General features: G+C 60.4%; 19 protein-coding genes. 9 read left to right on the top strand and 10 right to left on the bottom strand.

What is annotated here, in order from left to right; genetic code table 11:
• Both AC0N03_RS10230 and AC0N03_RS10225 read left to right on the top strand, forming a co-directional pair.
• The gene (locus tag AC0N03_RS10230; protein ID WP_474288622.1) at positions 1-390 is read left to right on the top strand and encodes a GtrA family protein; all 390 of its coding nucleotides are present in this window, start codon (positions 1-3) and stop codon (positions 388-390) included.
• Positions 387-1,292 carry a MaoC family dehydratase gene (locus AC0N03_RS10225; protein ID WP_474288621.1) on the top strand — a complete coding sequence of 302 codons (906 nt, stop codon included), beginning with the start codon at positions 387-389 and terminating at the stop codon, positions 1,290-1,292. Before AC0N03_RS10230 ends, AC0N03_RS10225 begins: the two co-directional genes overlap by 4 nt.
• A 3-nt stretch (positions 1,293-1,295) precedes the next feature.
• Here the strand turns inward: AC0N03_RS10225 and AC0N03_RS10220 are convergent, their stop codons facing one another.
• From AC0N03_RS10220 to AC0N03_RS10195, 6 genes are all read right to left on the bottom strand, one after another.
• Complete coding sequence (locus AC0N03_RS10220) at positions 1,296-1,823, bottom strand: adenine phosphoribosyltransferase (RefSeq protein ID WP_474288620.1); 528 nt, start codon at positions 1,821-1,823, stop codon at positions 1,296-1,298.
• Between the two features lie 8 nt (positions 1,824-1,831).
• The gene (locus AC0N03_RS10215; protein WP_474288619.1) at positions 1,832-2,707 is read right to left on the bottom strand and encodes an S-methyl-5'-thioadenosine phosphorylase; all 876 of its coding nucleotides are present in this window, start codon (positions 2,705-2,707) and stop codon (positions 1,832-1,834) included.
• Positions 2,708-2,771: 64 nt separating this feature from the next.
• Complete coding sequence (locus AC0N03_RS10210) at positions 2,772-3,632, bottom strand: cytochrome c1 (protein ID WP_474288618.1); 861 nt, start codon at positions 3,630-3,632, stop codon at positions 2,772-2,774.
• Between the two features lie 14 nt (positions 3,633-3,646).
• On the bottom strand, positions 3,647-4,894 hold the full coding sequence (locus AC0N03_RS10205; RefSeq protein WP_474288617.1) for a cytochrome b: 1,248 nt from the start codon (positions 4,892-4,894) through the stop codon (positions 3,647-3,649).
• A gap of 35 nt (positions 4,895-4,929) precedes the next feature.
• Positions 4,930-5,475: a ubiquinol-cytochrome c reductase iron-sulfur subunit gene (gene petA / locus AC0N03_RS10200; protein WP_474288615.1), complete on the bottom strand. Its 546-nt coding sequence runs from the start codon at positions 5,473-5,475 to the stop codon at positions 4,930-4,932.
• A 311-nt stretch (positions 5,476-5,786) separates the two neighbouring features.
• A complete protein-coding gene (locus AC0N03_RS10195) occupies positions 5,787-6,233 on the bottom strand; it encodes a GatB/YqeY domain-containing protein (protein ID WP_474288614.1) in 447 nt (148 codons plus the stop codon).
• A gap of 79 nt (positions 6,234-6,312) precedes the next feature.
• On the opposite strand from AC0N03_RS10195, the gene carA reads away from it, so the two are divergent.
• Entirely contained in the window at positions 6,313-7,548 is a 1,236-nt protein-coding gene (gene carA / locus AC0N03_RS10190) for a glutamine-hydrolyzing carbamoyl-phosphate synthase small subunit (protein WP_474288613.1), read from the top strand.
• 7 nt (positions 7,549-7,555) lie between these two features.
• Here the strand turns inward: carA and pgeF are convergent, their stop codons facing one another.
• The 3 genes from pgeF to lgt are packed head-to-tail and all read right to left on the bottom strand — an operon-like array spanning position 7,556 to position 10,232.
• Positions 7,556-8,317 carry a peptidoglycan editing factor PgeF gene (gene pgeF, locus AC0N03_RS10185; RefSeq protein ID WP_474288610.1) on the bottom strand — a complete coding sequence of 254 codons (762 nt, stop codon included), beginning with the start codon at positions 8,315-8,317 and terminating at the stop codon, positions 7,556-7,558.
• Positions 8,314-9,399, bottom strand: coding sequence for a class I SAM-dependent methyltransferase (locus tag AC0N03_RS10180; RefSeq protein WP_474288609.1), 1,086 nt, complete (start codon positions 9,397-9,399; stop codon positions 8,314-8,316). The genes pgeF and AC0N03_RS10180 overlap by 4 nt, the downstream gene beginning before the upstream one ends.
• A complete protein-coding gene (lgt, locus tag AC0N03_RS10175) occupies positions 9,396-10,232 on the bottom strand; it encodes a prolipoprotein diacylglyceryl transferase (RefSeq protein WP_474288607.1) in 837 nt (278 codons plus the stop codon). The genes AC0N03_RS10180 and lgt overlap by 4 nt, the downstream gene beginning before the upstream one ends.
• A gap of 143 nt (positions 10,233-10,375) precedes the next feature.
• Between lgt and AC0N03_RS10170 the strand changes: the two genes are divergently transcribed.
• The 6 genes from AC0N03_RS10170 to AC0N03_RS10145 all read left to right on the top strand — a co-directional run bounded on the left by AC0N03_RS10170 (position 10,376) and on the right by AC0N03_RS10145 (position 13,953).
• Positions 10,376-10,630, top strand: coding sequence for an accessory factor UbiK family protein (locus AC0N03_RS10170; RefSeq protein WP_474288606.1), 255 nt, complete (start codon positions 10,376-10,378; stop codon positions 10,628-10,630).
• Between the two features lie 263 nt (positions 10,631-10,893).
• A complete protein-coding gene (locus AC0N03_RS10165) occupies positions 10,894-11,394 on the top strand; it encodes a type III secretion system chaperone family protein (RefSeq protein WP_474288605.1) in 501 nt (166 codons plus the stop codon).
• Positions 11,395-12,204, top strand: a complete 810-nt coding sequence (gene proC / locus AC0N03_RS10160) for a pyrroline-5-carboxylate reductase (protein WP_474288603.1) — start codon at positions 11,395-11,397, stop codon at positions 12,202-12,204.
• Positions 12,205-12,294: 90 nt separating this feature from the next.
• Positions 12,295-12,945, top strand: a complete 651-nt coding sequence (locus tag AC0N03_RS10155; protein ID WP_474288602.1) for a TetR family transcriptional regulator — start codon at positions 12,295-12,297, stop codon at positions 12,943-12,945.
• Positions 12,946-12,961: 16 nt separating this feature from the next.
• The gene (locus AC0N03_RS10150; RefSeq protein ID WP_474288601.1) at positions 12,962-13,303 is read left to right on the top strand and encodes a tRNA-binding protein; all 342 of its coding nucleotides are present in this window, start codon (positions 12,962-12,964) and stop codon (positions 13,301-13,303) included.
• Between the two features lie 209 nt (positions 13,304-13,512).
• Positions 13,513-13,953: a hypothetical protein gene (locus tag AC0N03_RS10145; RefSeq protein ID WP_474288600.1), complete on the top strand. Its 441-nt coding sequence runs from the start codon at positions 13,513-13,515 to the stop codon at positions 13,951-13,953.
• A gap of 75 nt (positions 13,954-14,028) precedes the next feature.
• Here AC0N03_RS10145 and AC0N03_RS10140 read toward each other — a convergent pair whose 3' ends face one another.
• Complete coding sequence (locus AC0N03_RS10140) at positions 14,029-14,505, bottom strand: transglycosylase SLT domain-containing protein (RefSeq protein WP_474288599.1); 477 nt, start codon at positions 14,503-14,505, stop codon at positions 14,029-14,031.
• Positions 14,506-14,537: the final 32 nt, after the last annotated feature.

The following is a 14,537-nucleotide window of genomic DNA, read 5'->3' as shown; positions in this document are numbered from 1 at the left end:
ATGTACAGAATTCTGCTCTCAAAACAATTCGCAAGCTTTCTGGTGGTCGGCGCCATAGCCACGCTCGTCCATTTCGGCCTGATGATCGGACTGAGGGAAAATTTCGGCTGGAACCCCGTGCCCGCGACGCTGATCGGTTTTCTTGGCGGCATGACCGTATCCTATCTGCTCAACAAACGGCATACGTTCAGCCAGTCCAACCGGCGTCACAGCGAGGCGTTCTGGCGCTTCTTTGCCGTAGCCGGCACGGGATTTACCCTGACCTTCCTGATGAGCCTGCTGCTGATGAGCTATTTGCGCATTCCCTATATTCTGGCGCAGAGCATCACGACGGGAACGATCCTGATGTGGAATTTTCTGGCCAACCGCTTCTGGACCTTCAGAATATGACCGGCTTGCGGTTGCGCCAGTTGTTCGGCGAGCCCGGTGCAGTTTTAGCGCTGGGGAGCACGTTTCTTTCACGCGAGGCGCTTGTCGGATTTGCCCGCGATTATGATCCGCAGCCCTTCCATATGGATGAAACCGCGGCGCAGGCATCGCTGCTGAGGGGGCTTGCATCCTCCGGCTGGCAGACCTGTGCCCTGCAGCATGCACTTGTCTCCCGCGCGTTGCAGCAGCGAGGACTGGAATGTGTTTGCTGTGAGGTGCCGGAGACGCGCTGGCTGAGCCCGCTGCGCCCGGACCGCGAATTGTTCGCAGAAGCGCATCTGCTTCCGGCGCAAATGGAACATGAAGATCGTGCTGCACTCGAACTCCGGCTCTCGACGCGCGGGGACGGGCTGATCATGAGCCAGATCTCGCATTGGGGCGCACCGGCATTGACTCTGCCCGATGCGGCAACCGAGCCGCCTGCCGCCAATGAAGCCGATACAGCGCGTTTATCTCATATGCGGGTGGGCGAACCCTGCCTTCTGGGCGTGCATCATTTCAGCGCAGCGGAAGTGGAGTCCTTCAATCAGGCCTATGACGCAGCCGGCGCGCAACACATCAGCCCCTGGCTGATGGCTGGCGGCTGGATGCGCGCCATGCTCGGGCACCGCGCGCGCAGCGCCGCACTGACCGACCCGGAGCGGCTCCCGCCGTCGCAATTCGGCCCCTCCCCCGGATTTGAGGCCATGCGCTGGCGCGCAAACCTGCTGCCCGGTACAACCCTGCGCTACACCAGCACAGTGCTGGAAAAGCGGGCGGTATCGCGCCCCGGCTGGGGGTTGGTGACAAGCCAGAATCAAGCATTCAATACTGACGGAGCGGAAGTGTTCCGCTTCCGCTCGCGGGTGTTTGTCACTCTGTAGCGATCAATGTCCGGAAAATTCGATCAGGCTGCGCACCGGTACGCCCATCTTGCGGATCTTATCGGCGCCGCCCAGATCGGGCAGGTCGATCACGAAACAGGCGGCAACCACATCGGCGCCGATCTGCTTGAGCAGCTTGCAGGCGCCCTCCGCCGTGCCGCCCGTTGCGATAAGGTCGTCGACAAGAATAACCCGCTCGCCAGGGCGCACGGCATCCATATGCATTTCCATTTCATCGAGGCCATATTCGAGACTATAGGCGATGCGCACGGTGGCATGCGGCAGCTTGCCTTTCTTGCGGATGGGCACAAAGCCTGCCGACAATTGATGCGCCACCGCGCCGCCCAGAATGAAGCCCCGCGCTTCCATGCCCGCCACTTTGTCGATCTTTGTGCCGGCCCATGGCTGCACGAGCGCATCAATCGCCTGCCGGAAGGCACGCGCATCTCCCAGCAAAGTCGTGATATCGCGAAAGACGATGCCCGGCTTGGGATAATCGGGAATGGAGCGGATAGCGTCCTTCAGATCCATAATGTTCCTCACGGGTTGAGAACGCGTCCGGCTATGACGCGCAATTTTTCCAGCAATACGGGTGAGCGGTGCGACGGCGCCGTCATGATGGCGTGATCGAGTGCACGATCGGAGCCGATGGGACATGGCTCGTGCTCGGTTGGGAAGGCGCGCAGAAATGCGTCCAGCATGGCCTGCGCCGCACCGCTGTTGCGCTTCATGACGGCGACGACCGAGGCAACGTCGACATGGGCATGGCTCTCATGCCAGCAATCATAATCGGTCACCATGGCGGCACAGGCATAGGAAATCTCCGCCTCCCGCGCCAGTTTGGCCTCGGTGGCTGTCGTCATGCCGATGACATCCATGCCAGAAGCCCGGTATTGCAGCGACTCCGCCCGTGACGAAAATTGCGGGCCTTCCATGCACAGATAGGTTCCGCCCGGATGCGCTGGCACACCAGCCGCATTCGCGGCCCGGTACAGGCGCTCGCGCAGCAGGGGCGCAACCGGCTCTGCCATGGACACATGCGCCACGCAGCCATCGCCAAAAAAGCTGCTCTCGCGCCGGAACGTGCGGTCGACGAACTGATCGACCAGTACAAAATGACCCGGCGGCAAATCCTCTCGGAATGATCCGCAGGCGGAGAAGGAGATGATGTCCGTCACGCCAAGTTGTTTCATGGCGGCAATATTGGCGCGATAGTTGATCGTCGACGGCGTGAAGCGGTGGCCCCGGCCATGACGGGGCAGAAACACGGCCTCAACCGCGCCCACACGTCCGGTTTTGAGCACGTCGGATGGCTCTCCCCAAGGTGTGCGGACCGTCTCCTCGCGCGCATCCTCAAGACCGGGAAAATCGTAAAGACCCGAACCGCCGATGATCCCGACCTTTGCCTTCGTCATGCACCCTCCAAAAAAAAGGCCCCACCCGGTAAGAGTGAGGCCAATTTCATGTCTGTATCAAGCCTTAATGCGCGACATCCGCCCAGATCCGCTTCTTGGTGAAATACAGCAGACCGGCGAAGACCAGCAGAAACGCCATGGTGCGGAAGCCGTCGCGCTTGCGCTCCTCCAGCTTGGGCTCTGCCGCCCACATCAGGAACGCAGCGACGTCCAGCGAATATTGCTTGACGGTCTTGGGCGAGCCATCGGTATATTCAACCTGCCCGTCGCTGAGCGGCTTGGGCATGGCGATCAGGTGTCCCGGCATGATCGTGTTGTAATTGGCGCCATTCAGGGCGAAGCCCTTCGGAGCATCCTCATAGCCGTTCAGGATACCGACGATATAGTCAGGGCCCTGTTCCTGATATTGCGTGACAACGTCCCAGAGGGCGGCAAGCACGTCCATCGGGAAATAATCATAGCGCTTGAAGGTGCGGGCCTTGGCCAGAACCGACATATCCGGCGGCACTTTGCCGTTGTTTGCGGCAGCGGCGGCCTGCTCGTTCGGGAAAGCCGGCGGGAAATAATCCGAGGGGCGTCCTTCACGCTCGAACATGTCGCCCGAATCGTTCGGGCCGTCCTTGATCTTGAAGGTTGCAGCCAGCGCCTTGACCTGCGCCTCGGTGAAGCCCGGCCCGCCCGGATCGGCAAGATTGCGGAACGCGACATATTTCATCGAATGGCAGTTCGAGCACACTTCGCGGTAGACCTGATAGCCGCGCTGCAGCTGCGCCTGATCATAGGTGCCGAAAGGGCCGGCGAAGGACCAGCTCTGGCGCTCCGGCGCCACGGAATGATGCTCCTGCGCCAGAGCAGGCGCAGCAGCCACAGCAAGGCCGAAGGCCAGTCCGAGGAACGTTGTTTTCAACTTCAACATGGATTTCATTTCCTCAAGCCCCCTCACGCTTTTGCCGGCGCGTTGGCGTTTTTACCCAAAACCGAATCCGCAATCGAGACCGGCAGCGGCAGCGGCGTTTCGAACAGGCCCAGCAGCGGCAGAATCACGAGGAAATGCAGGAAGTAATAGGTGGTGAAGATACGGGCGACCAGCACGGTTCCGTCCGACGGCGGCTGCGAACCCAGATAGCCAAGGCCCAGCCCCACGATCACGAAGATCCAGAAGAAGGCGCGGTAAACCGGGCGGAAGGTTGCCGATTTGACCTTGGACGTATCCAGCCAGGGCAGGAAGGCCAGCACGGCAATGGCCGAGAACATGGCGATGACGCCGCCCAGCTTCGAGGGAATGGCGCGCAGGATGGCGTAGAACGGCAGGAAATACCATTCCGGCACGATATGCGCAGGGGTCTGCAGCGGATTTGCCAGAATATAATTGTCGGCATGGCCAAGGAAATTCGGCACATAGAAGACAAACCAGGCATAGAACAACATGAAGCAGACGATGGCGAAGCCGTCCTTCACCGTGGCATAAGGCGTGAAGGGGATCGTGTCCTTCTTGTAATCCTTGACCTCAACGCCCGAAGGATTGTTCTGGCCGACATGATGCAGCGCCCAGATGTGCAGGATAACGACACCGGCAATCATGAAGGGCAGCAGATAATGCAGCGAGAAAAACCGGTTGAGCGTCGGATTATCCACCGAATAACCGCCCCACAGCCAGGTTGTGATGCTGCTTCCGACCAACGGAATGGCCGAGAAGAGATTGGTGATGACGGTGGCACCCCAGAAGCTCATCTGACCCCACGGCAGCACATAGCCCATAAAACCGGTCGCCATCATCATCAGGAAGATGATGACACCGAGAATCCAGAGGACTTCACGCGGCGCCTTGTATGATCCGTAGTAAAGACCGCGGAACATGTGGATATAGACGGCAAGAAAGAACATGGACGCGCCGTTGGCGTGCAGGTAGCGCAGGAGCCAGCCGTAGTTCACGTCGCGCATGATATGCTCGACAGAACCGAAGGCCACGCTGGCTTCAGGCGTATAATGCATCACCAGAACGACGCCGGTAATGATCTGCGCCACCAGCATGAAGGTGAGAATGCCGCCGAACGTCCAGAAATAATTGAGATTGCGCGGCACAGGGTAACTGACACCGGCATCATGCAGCAGGCGGATAATTGGCAAGCGTGCGTCAAGCCAGCGGGTCAGGCCGGTTGAGGGCACGTAGGTCGAATGTCCACTCATGTTAAGTCTCGCAATTCAGGTAGGGCCAGGGGCACTTAACCAATTTTAACTTTTGTCGGCGTGAGGAAAGTGTATTCCGGCACTTCCAGATTCTTCGGCGCAGGTCCTTTGCGGATGCGGCCTGAAGTATCATAGACGGAGCCGTGGCAAGGGCAGAACCAACCCTCATATTCACCCTGATGTCCGAGCGGTACGCAGCCAAGATGCGTACAGACGCCGATCAGGATCAGCCATTCCGGCTTCTGGACGCGAGACTCGTCCGACTGCGGATCAGGCAGCGTGTTGATATCCACGTTGCGGGCTTCTTCAATTTCCTTCGGCGTGCGGTGACGGATGAAAACCGGCTTGCCGCGCCACTTGATGGTGACGATCTGGCCTTCGGCTATGCCGGAAATGTCCACTTCCGAGGACGCCAGCGCCAGCGTCGAGGCATCCGGGTTCATCTGGCTGATCAGCGGCCAGACCACCGATCCCAGACCGACTGCGCCGACTGCGCCTGTTGCAATATAAAGGAAATCTCTGCGCGAGGGCTCTCCCCCCGCTGGCTGATGCGCCACATTTGCCGATGTCGAGGTAGCCAATAAAACCCCCTAATATACATGACCAAAATCCGCGTGGTCATTTCCACACTGATAACCACTCTGGCTATAATACGCGCAAACACAAGGGCACAATGCGACCCATCGCCGCCGCCATTTCGCGCCTATCATCCAGCCAAAATTTTCCCGTTATTTCGCACCCTTCTCAGCGATTGTCCAGACAGGGGCGCATTATTCCTCATGCTGCCGGAATTTTTTTCGTGCCCGGCGCCGGCAGGATGCGGACACGGGCACCCGAATGCCTGCCGCACGCCGCCCCCGCCTTGCCCGAATCAGGCACCCAGCGGCAAGGCTCAGCTCAGTTGCGCCTTGACGATCGCGCTGGCCTTGCCGAAATCCATGCTCCCGGCATATTTGCCCTTCAGCGCGGCGATGACCTTGCCCATATCCTTCATGCCGCTCGCGCCAAGCGCCTCGATCTCGGCCCGGATGGCGGCAATCGCTTCTTCTTCAGACATCTGGCGGGGAAGAAACTCGCTGATGACGGCGATTTCGCCACGCTCGACGGCGGCAAGATCCTCGCGTCCGGCCTTTTCATATATGGCGAGAGATTCCTGCCGGCTTTTCACCATCTTCTGCAACAGGGCGAGGATATCGTCCTGCGTGACGGTCTTGCCGAGGCCCCGCGCCTCGATATCCTTATCCTTGAGCGCCGACTGGATCATGCGCACAGCGGAAATACGCGCCTTGTCGCCGGCTTTCATGGCCGCTTTCAGATTTTCCATCAATTTGTCACGCATGGCTTTTTCCTCTTTTACTTGACGTGGGCCCGTTGCTGCTTCAAAGCATGGGGCAAATCTGCACATCTCTAGGACGACCATGACCTCTGTTCAAGACAAAGTCACACAAAGTGCCGCGGCCGCTGCCGCCAGCCCTGCGCCGTGGACGCCGCGCGTGCCCACCGCCTGCATCGTTCTGAACGACGGAACCGTGATCGAAGGCTTCGGTTTCGGCGCCACCGGCGAGGCTGTCGGCGAAATCTGCTTCAACACCGCCATCAGCGGCTATGAGGAAATTCTGACCGACCCTTCCTATGCCGGTCAGATCGTCACCTTCACATTTCCGCATATCGGCAATGTCGGCACCAATGACGAGGATATCGAGACCATCGATATGAAAACCGCCGCCGGCGCGCGCGGACTCATCGTTCATGCCGGCGTGACCAATCCGTCGAATTACCGCGCGGCCAGACATCTCGACGACTGGCTGAAGGCACGCGGCATCATCGGCCTCTCCGGCATCGACACGCGCGCGCTCACCGCCCTGATCCGCGAGAAAGGCATGCCGAACGCCGTCATCGCCCATCATCCCGACGGCAAATTCGACATTCCGCGGCTGAAGGCCGAAGCTGCAGGATGGCCGGGCCTTGAGGGCATGGATCTTGTGCCGGACGTCACCAGCCGCACCCAGCTCGCCTGGGATGAAACCACATGGTCGCTCGACAAGGGCTATGGCCACGCCAAAGACGGCAAATATCATGTTGTCGCGGTCGATTTCGGCGCAAAGCGCAATATTCTGCGGCTTCTTGCCGATGAGGGGTGCCGCGTGACCGTGGTGCCCAGCACCACAAGCGCCGCGGATATTCTCGCCCTCAAGCCCGATGGCGTATTTCTCTCCAATGGCCCGGGAGACCCGGCCGAGACCGGCAGATATGCGGTGCCCACCATCCGCGCGCTGCTGGACAAGCGCATCCCCACCTTCGGCATCTGCCTCGGCCACCAGATGCTGGCGCTGGCCGTCGGCGGAAAGACCGTGAAAATGCATCAGGGGCATCACGGCGCCAATCATCCGGTGATGGATTTCACCACCAACAAGGTGGAAATCGTCTCGATGAACCATGGCTTTGCCGTTGATCCGGCATCATTGCCCGCCAATGCGAAGGAAACGCACCGCTCGCTGTTCGACGGGAGCAATTGCGGCATATCGCTCACCGACCGCCCGGCCTTCTCGGTGCAGCACCATCCGGAAGCCTCGCCCGGCCCGCAGGACAGCCACTATCTGTTCAAGCGCTTCGTGGCCATGATGGCCAGCGCGAAGCAGGACGCCAGCGCCTGAAGCCGGTTTAGGCCAATGCAATCGCGGAGACGAGCCGGCCATAATCCGGCTCGTTTTTATGTGTGCTGCGGCGATAGGAGAAAAACCGTTCCGGTTCGGAATAGGTGTCGAGGCCGAGGCTTTCAAACCGGCCGATGCCGGCCTGCCCCGCCCGCAGCGCGATCAGGCCCGGCAGATCGAAATAATGATGTCCGGCGCGTTCCGACGGCCGGAAAAAGCCGGCAAAGCTGCTGTCGCGGTTCACAAAGCGCGCGTGAAACTCGGGGCCGACCTCATAGGACGCCTGCTGGATACAGGGGCCCAGCGCTGCGCTGATGCGGGCGCGTCTGGCCCCCAGATTTTCCATGGCGGCAACAACCTGCCCGACAATGTCGTCAAGCGCGCCCTTCCAGCCCGAATGCGCCGCGCCAATCACGCCGGCATCGGCATCGGCAAACAGAATCATGCCGCAATCGGCCCCCGTCGCGCCCAGCGCAAGCCCCCGCGTGCGGGTGACAAGCCCATCGGCACGCGGCCGCTCAGCAAAGGGCGCATCCACCGCTATCACGTCCACCGAATGCACCTGATAAGGCACAAGCAGATGCTGCGCCTGCACACCCAGATGAGCGGCCATGCGACGGCGGTTTTCCTGCACATGTGCGGGCGCATCCTGCGAGCCGACACCGCCGTTGAGCGAGCCGTAAATGCCCTCGGAGACACCGCCCTGACGGGTAAAGAAGCCGTGTACGAGTCCTTCGCCGGCAAGCAGGCCGGAGCGCAGCGCGATCATGGCTCGTCCTCGGGGAAGCCGGGCAGGCCGGCGAGGCCCGGCGAGGCCACAGCCATCACCTTGAACAAAACCCCCATATTCTGCGGGGCGCTGCCGCTCAGACGCTCCAGTGCAGCATCGATCTCCGCCGCCTGCGCTTCGGTGGCGCGCCGCTTCAGCGCCTCGGCACGCTGGGCCAAGCCAAGCGCCATCAGAAAATCTCCCTGCTGCACCGGCCCGAAAACTTGAGCGCCAACTGAGCGCGCGGCCCGCGCAAGAGCTGCAAAATCGACATGGGCCGTCAGATCCGCCTCGCCGGGATAGGCCAGCGGGTGCACATATTCATGCCCTTTAAGAGCTTGAAACGTCTCGCCGAAACCCGTCTCAAGGTGGCCGTAGTCAATCACCAGCGCCGCACCGCCCTGCCGGTTCAGCCGCTGGCCGATTTCACGCATGACAAACTGGCTCTGTGCCGTGATTTCAAGAATTTCGCCGATGGGCGCGGCCATCTGCAAAGTCGGCTCCGGATCGGCGGCAACACCAAAGGCCAGACGCCCCTGCGCATCCAGCCCCACCTGCCTCTCGCACCAGCCGCGCTGCGTCTGTACGTAATGCCGGACCGGCAAAGCGTCGAAAAATTCATTGGCGAGGATGATGCACGGCCCCTCCGGCACATCATCGAGCCGTTCATGCCAGGTTACGGGCACGGCCGCGCGCTCCAGCGTCTTTTTCTGACGCTCCCTGAGCACCGGGCTCGTATCCACCATATGCACTTCGACGCTGCGCAGAAAATCCGGCACGGCACGAAGCGCGCGAAGGGCATCGGCCATCAGCGTGCCGCGCCCCGGCCCCAGTTCGATCAGCAGAACCCGCGACGGACAGCCCATCCGGGCCCATAATTCTGCCGACCAAAGCCCCAGAAGCTCGCCAAACATCTGGCTGACCTCGGGCGCAGTGATGAAATCTCCGCGCTGTCCGAACGGATCGCGCGTCATGTAATAGCCATATGCGGGATGACCGAGCGCAAGCCCCATATATCGCTCCAGCGATATCGGCCCTTCCTGCCCGATGATGCGGATGAGTTCCTGTTCCAAAGCTGTCAAATGCGCGCCCCCGCCCTCTTGATTGCCCGTAACACAAAAGCCCCGCCGATCACAATCAGCGGAAAAGACAGAACCATGCCCATAGTGAGGCCATGAGCCAGCGCTTCGAGCTGCGGGTCCGGCTCGCGGAAAAATTCCGAAATGATGCGCGCCAGCCCGTATAGAATGCCGAATGAGCCCATCAGCAGGCCGGGACGCTGGAACCCGCCCCTGCGCACCATGACATAGAGAATGAACAGGATTAAAATACCTTCCAACCCGGCTTCATAAAGCTGGCTGGGATGGCGCGGCTGCCCGTCGACACCGGGAAAGACCATGGCCCAGGGCACGTCTGTCGGCCGGCCCCAGAGCTCCGGCTTGATGAAATTGGCGATACGTCCGAAAAACAGGCCGATCGGCACAACCACCGCGCAAAGATCCATCATGGTCAGCGGCGAAAGCTTCTCGCGCCGCGCGAACAGCACCACGCCGATGATGACGCCGATGAGACCGCCGTGAAAGGCCATGCCGCCTTCCCACAATTTGAAGATTTCCAGCGGATGGGAAAAATAATAGCCCGGCGAATAAAACAGGACATTGCCTATTCGCCCGCCCAGAATCACCCCGAGCGCCGCGTAAAACAGCAGGTCGTCGAGGCTTGTCAGGTCGGGGTGGCGGATATCGCCCCAGAATTGCGGGCGCACCACCAGCCAGCGCGCATAGAGCCAGCCGCAGACCAGCCCGCCGATATAGGCCAAAGCATACCAGCGGATCGGCAGAGGGCCGATGACGGGAAAGGGAATGGAAAAGAAAACCGGGTTGATTGCGGGATATGAAATCAGCGCCTGCAGCATTTTTTCCCCATTAGCGAAGCCGGATGCAGCCGTTTGCGCCACCGACCGATGACGCAGGCGGATTCTTGCGACTTTTGCCCGCATCTCCCATTGAAGCAAATCACTGGTATGATAGAGAACAGGAAAGATAAAGGAAGAAAAGCATGAACGAGACCCGCGGACGTATTTTTGACGACCTGGCCCGCCTTGCCACCGATGCGGCCGGCATGGCCGAAGGTGTCAAGCGCGAAGCCGAGACCCTGTTCCGGACTCAGGCCGAGCGGCTGCTCTCAACCATGGACGTTGTGACGCGCGAGGAATTTGAGGCCGTGCGCGAAATGGCGGCCAGGGCGCGCGATGAAAATGAGCGCCTCAGCGCCCGTCTTGCCGAGCTTGAATCGCGCCTCGCAGACAAATAAAACGGCATGGCATTGCCACAATCACAGTGATGAGACGCAGCCAGACATAATTTCTGCGTAAAAATGATTGATTCTGTGGATAGTTTCCTCGGCAGCACGACGCTCTTGTAGACCTCGCACCGCAAATACGTGACTCTCCAATTTACATTAAGTGATTTGTTTTGAGTTGGCGCTCATCCGCGCCGGGTTTTCCGTATCAATGCGTTTGGCACGACGTTTCACCCCCGTGAAATGCGCAAAACAGCTGTGCAAGGTAGATTTGAATGTCTTTGAATATCGCAGATCCCCGGAAGCCGACGCATCCGGTCGATATTGTTGAACAGATGGCCTCCCTGAACGATTGGGTTTTTGAACGTTCGGCAATGGACGAGATCTCGATCTCGGTGGACGGTCGCATCAGCCGCTACGACATTGCCTTCACCTGGCTGGAAGACATGGAAGCCCTGCACGTCAGTTCGGCCTTCGAATTCAAAGGGCCGGAGGCGCGGCGCGGAGAATTGCGCGAACTGATCAGTCTGGTCAACGAGCAGCTCTGGATCGGCCATTTCGATTATTGGCTCAAGGACAATGTCATCATGTTCCGTCATTCGCTGTTGCTCACCGGCGGCTCGGAGCCAAGCGGCCAGCAATGCGAGGCTCTGATCAAGGTGACGATAGAGGCCTGCGAGCGCTATTTTCAGGCCTTTCAATATGTCGTCTGGGCCGGTAAAACAGCGCGTGAGGCACTGGACCTCGCCATGTTCGAAACTTCGGGAAATGCCTGAATGCTGGATATTTCATTGACGCTTGTCGGCGCCGGCAAGATGGGCGGCGCTATGCTGCACGGCTGGATCAGGCTCGGGCTCGATCCACGACGGACACAGGTCATCGATCCGCACCCTTCGGCGGAAATGATTGCTTTCTGCACCGGGCATGGCTGCAGCCTCAATCCGGCAAAGCCATTGCCAAGCGATGCGGTGGTTCTGGCCATCAAGCCGCAGATGCTCGATGCCGCAGCACCCGACATCGCCCCCGTGATCGGCGCGGGCGCGCTGGTCATATCCGTCATGGCTGGCAAGACTATTGCCGATGTCCAGTCCCGCCTGCCGCAGGCCGGAGCGCTCATCCGCGCCATGCCCAACACGCCCGCTGCCGTCGGGCGTGGCATCACCGGGCTTTATCCCACGCAAGCCGTCACCGGCGCGCAGAAACAACTGGCGGAAACTCTGCTCGGCGCCATAGGCCAGATCGTCTGGCTGCAGGACGAATCGCAGATCGACATGGTGACCGCATTGTCGGGTTCCGGCCCGGCCTATGTTTTCTACCTGACTGAATGCATGGCGAAAGCCGGCGAGGCCATCGGCCTGCCGCCTGATCTGGCCGCGCGTCTTGCCCGCGCTACAGTCGAGGGGGCCGGCGAACTGATGTTTCAGGATCAGCAGACGCCGCCCGGCCAGTTGCGCGTCAATGTCACCTCGCCGGGCGGCACCACCGCCGCTGCGCTCGGCGTGCTGATGCGCGAGAACGGTCTCGAACATCTGATGCGCGAAGCCATCGCCGCCGCGGAGCGGCGCGCCGGAGAATTGGCGGGCTGACCGGCAGAGCGGGGACGGGCCTGACTTTATTATGAAGTCCGCCTTGGCAAACCCATTGAAAAGCCTAAATTAAGGCGCAAGGAGATTGCCATGACCCATCCGCGCGAACGCATCATCACGGCTCTGATGGAACTTGTTGCCGAAACCCCATGGGATGAAGTCACGCTCAGTGACGTCGCCGCCAAAGCTGGCCTGTCTCTGGCGGAATTTCGTGAGCAATTTCCGTCAAAGGGAGCAATTCTGGCCGCCTTTTCGCGGCAGATCGACATGATCGTGCTCAGATCGCTGGACACCGACCTCGCCAGCGAACCGCCGAAGGACAGGCTGTTCGATATTCTGATGCGCCGTCTCGATGCGCTGCGCCCTTACAAAGCCGCTTTGTCCAATATCATGCAATGGGCGAGACGCTCGCCTGCCGCGGCCATGGCGCTCAATCAGGTTGCGCTCAATTCGCACCGCTTCATGCTGGAAGCGGCAGGCATCAGCAGCGAAGGGCCGGTAGGCACATTGAAACTGCAGGGTCTCGTGATCGGCTTTTCGCAGGTGCTCGAAACCTGGCTCACGGACGATGACGAGGATATGGCCAGAACCATGGCGGCGCTGGATCGCCTGCTGGAGCGCGGCGGCCGGATGGTGGCGCGGGCCGAAGACTTCCAGCGCCTGACTTCGCCGTTCTGCAATCTGCTGGGCGGCGTGATGCGCCTGCGCAAGCACGAGCGTGAGGCCCGCCGGGACATCTGATGGGCAAAGTCATCCGATGAGCGGCCTCATCCAGTTTTCCGACTTTGAGAAAGTCGATATCCGCGTGGGCACCATCGTCAGGGCGGAGCCCTTTCCGCAGGCGCGCAAGCCTGCCTACAGGCTGCTCATCGATTTCGGCCCCGAAATCGGCCTCAAAAAATCATCGGCGCAGATCACCCGCCATTATACGCCCGAGACGCTCGTCGGACGGCAGATTGCGGCTGTCGTCAATTTTCCGCCGCGGCAGATCGGCCCTTTCATGTCCGAGGTTCTGACTTTGGGCTTTCCCGATGAATCGGGCGAGGTCGTTCTGGTCAGTCCCGGTCACGGCGTACCCGACGGCGGCAGGCTGTTCTGACGCTGCCTCCGCAGGCCGCCGCTGTTTACCAGATTATCTGGCGACGATTGCATTCCGTTTGTTTATATTATTGTATAAATGCTGGAAAAGGCAGCCCGGACACCCGCGCCGCCGCTCGAACCGCCTGATGCCTCAATGCCTGTGAAACCCCAGCCTTCCCGCGAACTGAATGCACATGCGCGCTTCTGCCTCACCGGCGGCGAGCTCACATGAGCATGCGCCTGCCACCCCAGCTGCGCGCAACGGTTTCGGCCATGGCCGGAGCCATATTGCGCGATGTGATCGCCGAACTGATGCTGGTCGAGCCGGGTCAATACATCGCCCATATCGAGAACGGACAGATCGCCAATATCCGCGACATTGTCGCCTCCTCCAGCGAACTCCATCTCGCGCCGGATACATTGATTGTTGCCGATCAGGCCGATTATGAACTGGACTGGGACAGCAGGCCGCGCGTCGCGCTCAATCTGATCCTGCATCATGCAGAGCGCAGCATCGCGCTCGAACTGCGTCTCGGCCAGCCTACTGCCGAAGTGAACATCGGTCAGCTTACGGGCTTCGATCTCACGGGCGATGCGCTCGCCCAGTTTGAGGCCTTCTTCAGGCAGTGCCGGCGCGATCCGCTTCCGGACACGTCACATTCCGGCTGAGCGGAGAAGGGATATCCGAAAGCCGCATGACTCCGCCGGAAAAGAGGAGGCGCGAAGATTATCGCGGTTCCGCCATCAGCCGCCGCGCGCGCAAAATTGTCTGGCTGTTGCCGTCCACGCGCCCAGACCGCTCGCCACCATATTGCCGATAACAGAACAGACATAGCGTTTCTGCTCGGCGGTGCGACCCGGCCCGGCATGATAGAAGGCCACGGCCAGAGTCCAGTTGCCATATCTGTCTTTAAGCTGCTGCAACAGGCCGACGGCATAAGCGACATTCTGATGCGGGTCGAACATATCGGCCAGCGAACGGAAATGCCCGGCATGATAATGATGATCGATCTGCATGCAGCCAATGTCGATCAGCTTCGCGCCGCGCCGCCGGGCGGCCTGAAAAGCACGCTCGGCGCTGGCAAAATCCGACGCGAAATAGGCCTTGCCTTCAATGTTCATGGCAAATGGATCAAGCCAGCCGCGCCTGCCTGTTTCGGTCAGGCCGACGGCATAGAGAACCGGCAGCGGCACATGGTGCAGCCGGGCCGCGCGGTTCATTTCCGCCTCGCAGCGCCCCGCTGGCGCGCCCT

Source organism: Methylocystis sp. sgz306128 (assembly GCF_056032725.1).
The sequence above is the reverse complement of the archived record's forward strand: the minus strand, read 5'-3'. Positions and strand labels throughout refer to the sequence as shown.

Bases quoted from the DNA above. Each gene is read 5' to 3' on its own strand.
- AC0N03_RS10145 (WP_474288600.1), top strand. From the start codon at position 13,513: ATGAGCATGCGCCTGCCACCCCAGCTGCGCGCAACGGTTTCGGCCATG.
- AC0N03_RS10165 (WP_474288605.1), top strand. From the start codon at position 10,894: ATGTCTTTGAATATCGCAGATCCCCGGAAGCCGACGCATCCGGTCGAT.
- AC0N03_RS10210 (WP_474288618.1), bottom strand. From the start codon at position 3,632: ATGAAATCCATGTTGAAGTTGAAAACAACGTTCCTCGGACTGGCCTTC.
- carA (WP_474288613.1), top strand. From the start codon at position 6,313: ATGACCTCTGTTCAAGACAAAGTCACACAAAGTGCCGCGGCCGCTGCC.
- proC (WP_474288603.1), top strand. From the start codon at position 11,395: ATGCTGGATATTTCATTGACGCTTGTCGGCGCCGGCAAGATGGGCGGC.
- lgt (WP_474288607.1), bottom strand. From the start codon at position 10,232: ATGCTGCAGGCGCTGATTTCATATCCCGCAATCAACCCGGTTTTCTTT.
- AC0N03_RS10205 (WP_474288617.1), bottom strand. From the start codon at position 4,894: ATGAGTGGACATTCGACCTACGTGCCCTCAACCGGCCTGACCCGCTGG.
- AC0N03_RS10215 (WP_474288619.1), bottom strand. From the start codon at position 2,707: ATGACGAAGGCAAAGGTCGGGATCATCGGCGGTTCGGGTCTTTACGAT.
- AC0N03_RS10225 (WP_474288621.1), top strand. From the start codon at position 387: ATGACCGGCTTGCGGTTGCGCCAGTTGTTCGGCGAGCCCGGTGCAGTT.
- AC0N03_RS10195 (WP_474288614.1), bottom strand. From the start codon at position 6,233: ATGCGTGACAAATTGATGGAAAATCTGAAAGCGGCCATGAAAGCCGGC.
- AC0N03_RS10150 (WP_474288601.1), top strand. From the start codon at position 12,962: ATGAGCGGCCTCATCCAGTTTTCCGACTTTGAGAAAGTCGATATCCGC.
- AC0N03_RS10230 (WP_474288622.1), top strand. From the start codon at position 1: ATGTACAGAATTCTGCTCTCAAAACAATTCGCAAGCTTTCTGGTGGTC.
- AC0N03_RS10170 (WP_474288606.1), top strand. From the start codon at position 10,376: ATGAACGAGACCCGCGGACGTATTTTTGACGACCTGGCCCGCCTTGCC.
- AC0N03_RS10155 (WP_474288602.1), top strand. From the start codon at position 12,295: ATGACCCATCCGCGCGAACGCATCATCACGGCTCTGATGGAACTTGTT.
- AC0N03_RS10140 (WP_474288599.1), bottom strand. From the start codon at position 14,505: ATGAACCGCGCGGCCCGGCTGCACCATGTGCCGCTGCCGGTTCTCTAT.
- AC0N03_RS10220 (WP_474288620.1), bottom strand. From the start codon at position 1,823: ATGGATCTGAAGGACGCTATCCGCTCCATTCCCGATTATCCCAAGCCG.
- pgeF (WP_474288610.1), bottom strand. From the start codon at position 8,317: ATGATCGCGCTGCGCTCCGGCCTGCTTGCCGGCGAAGGACTCGTACAC.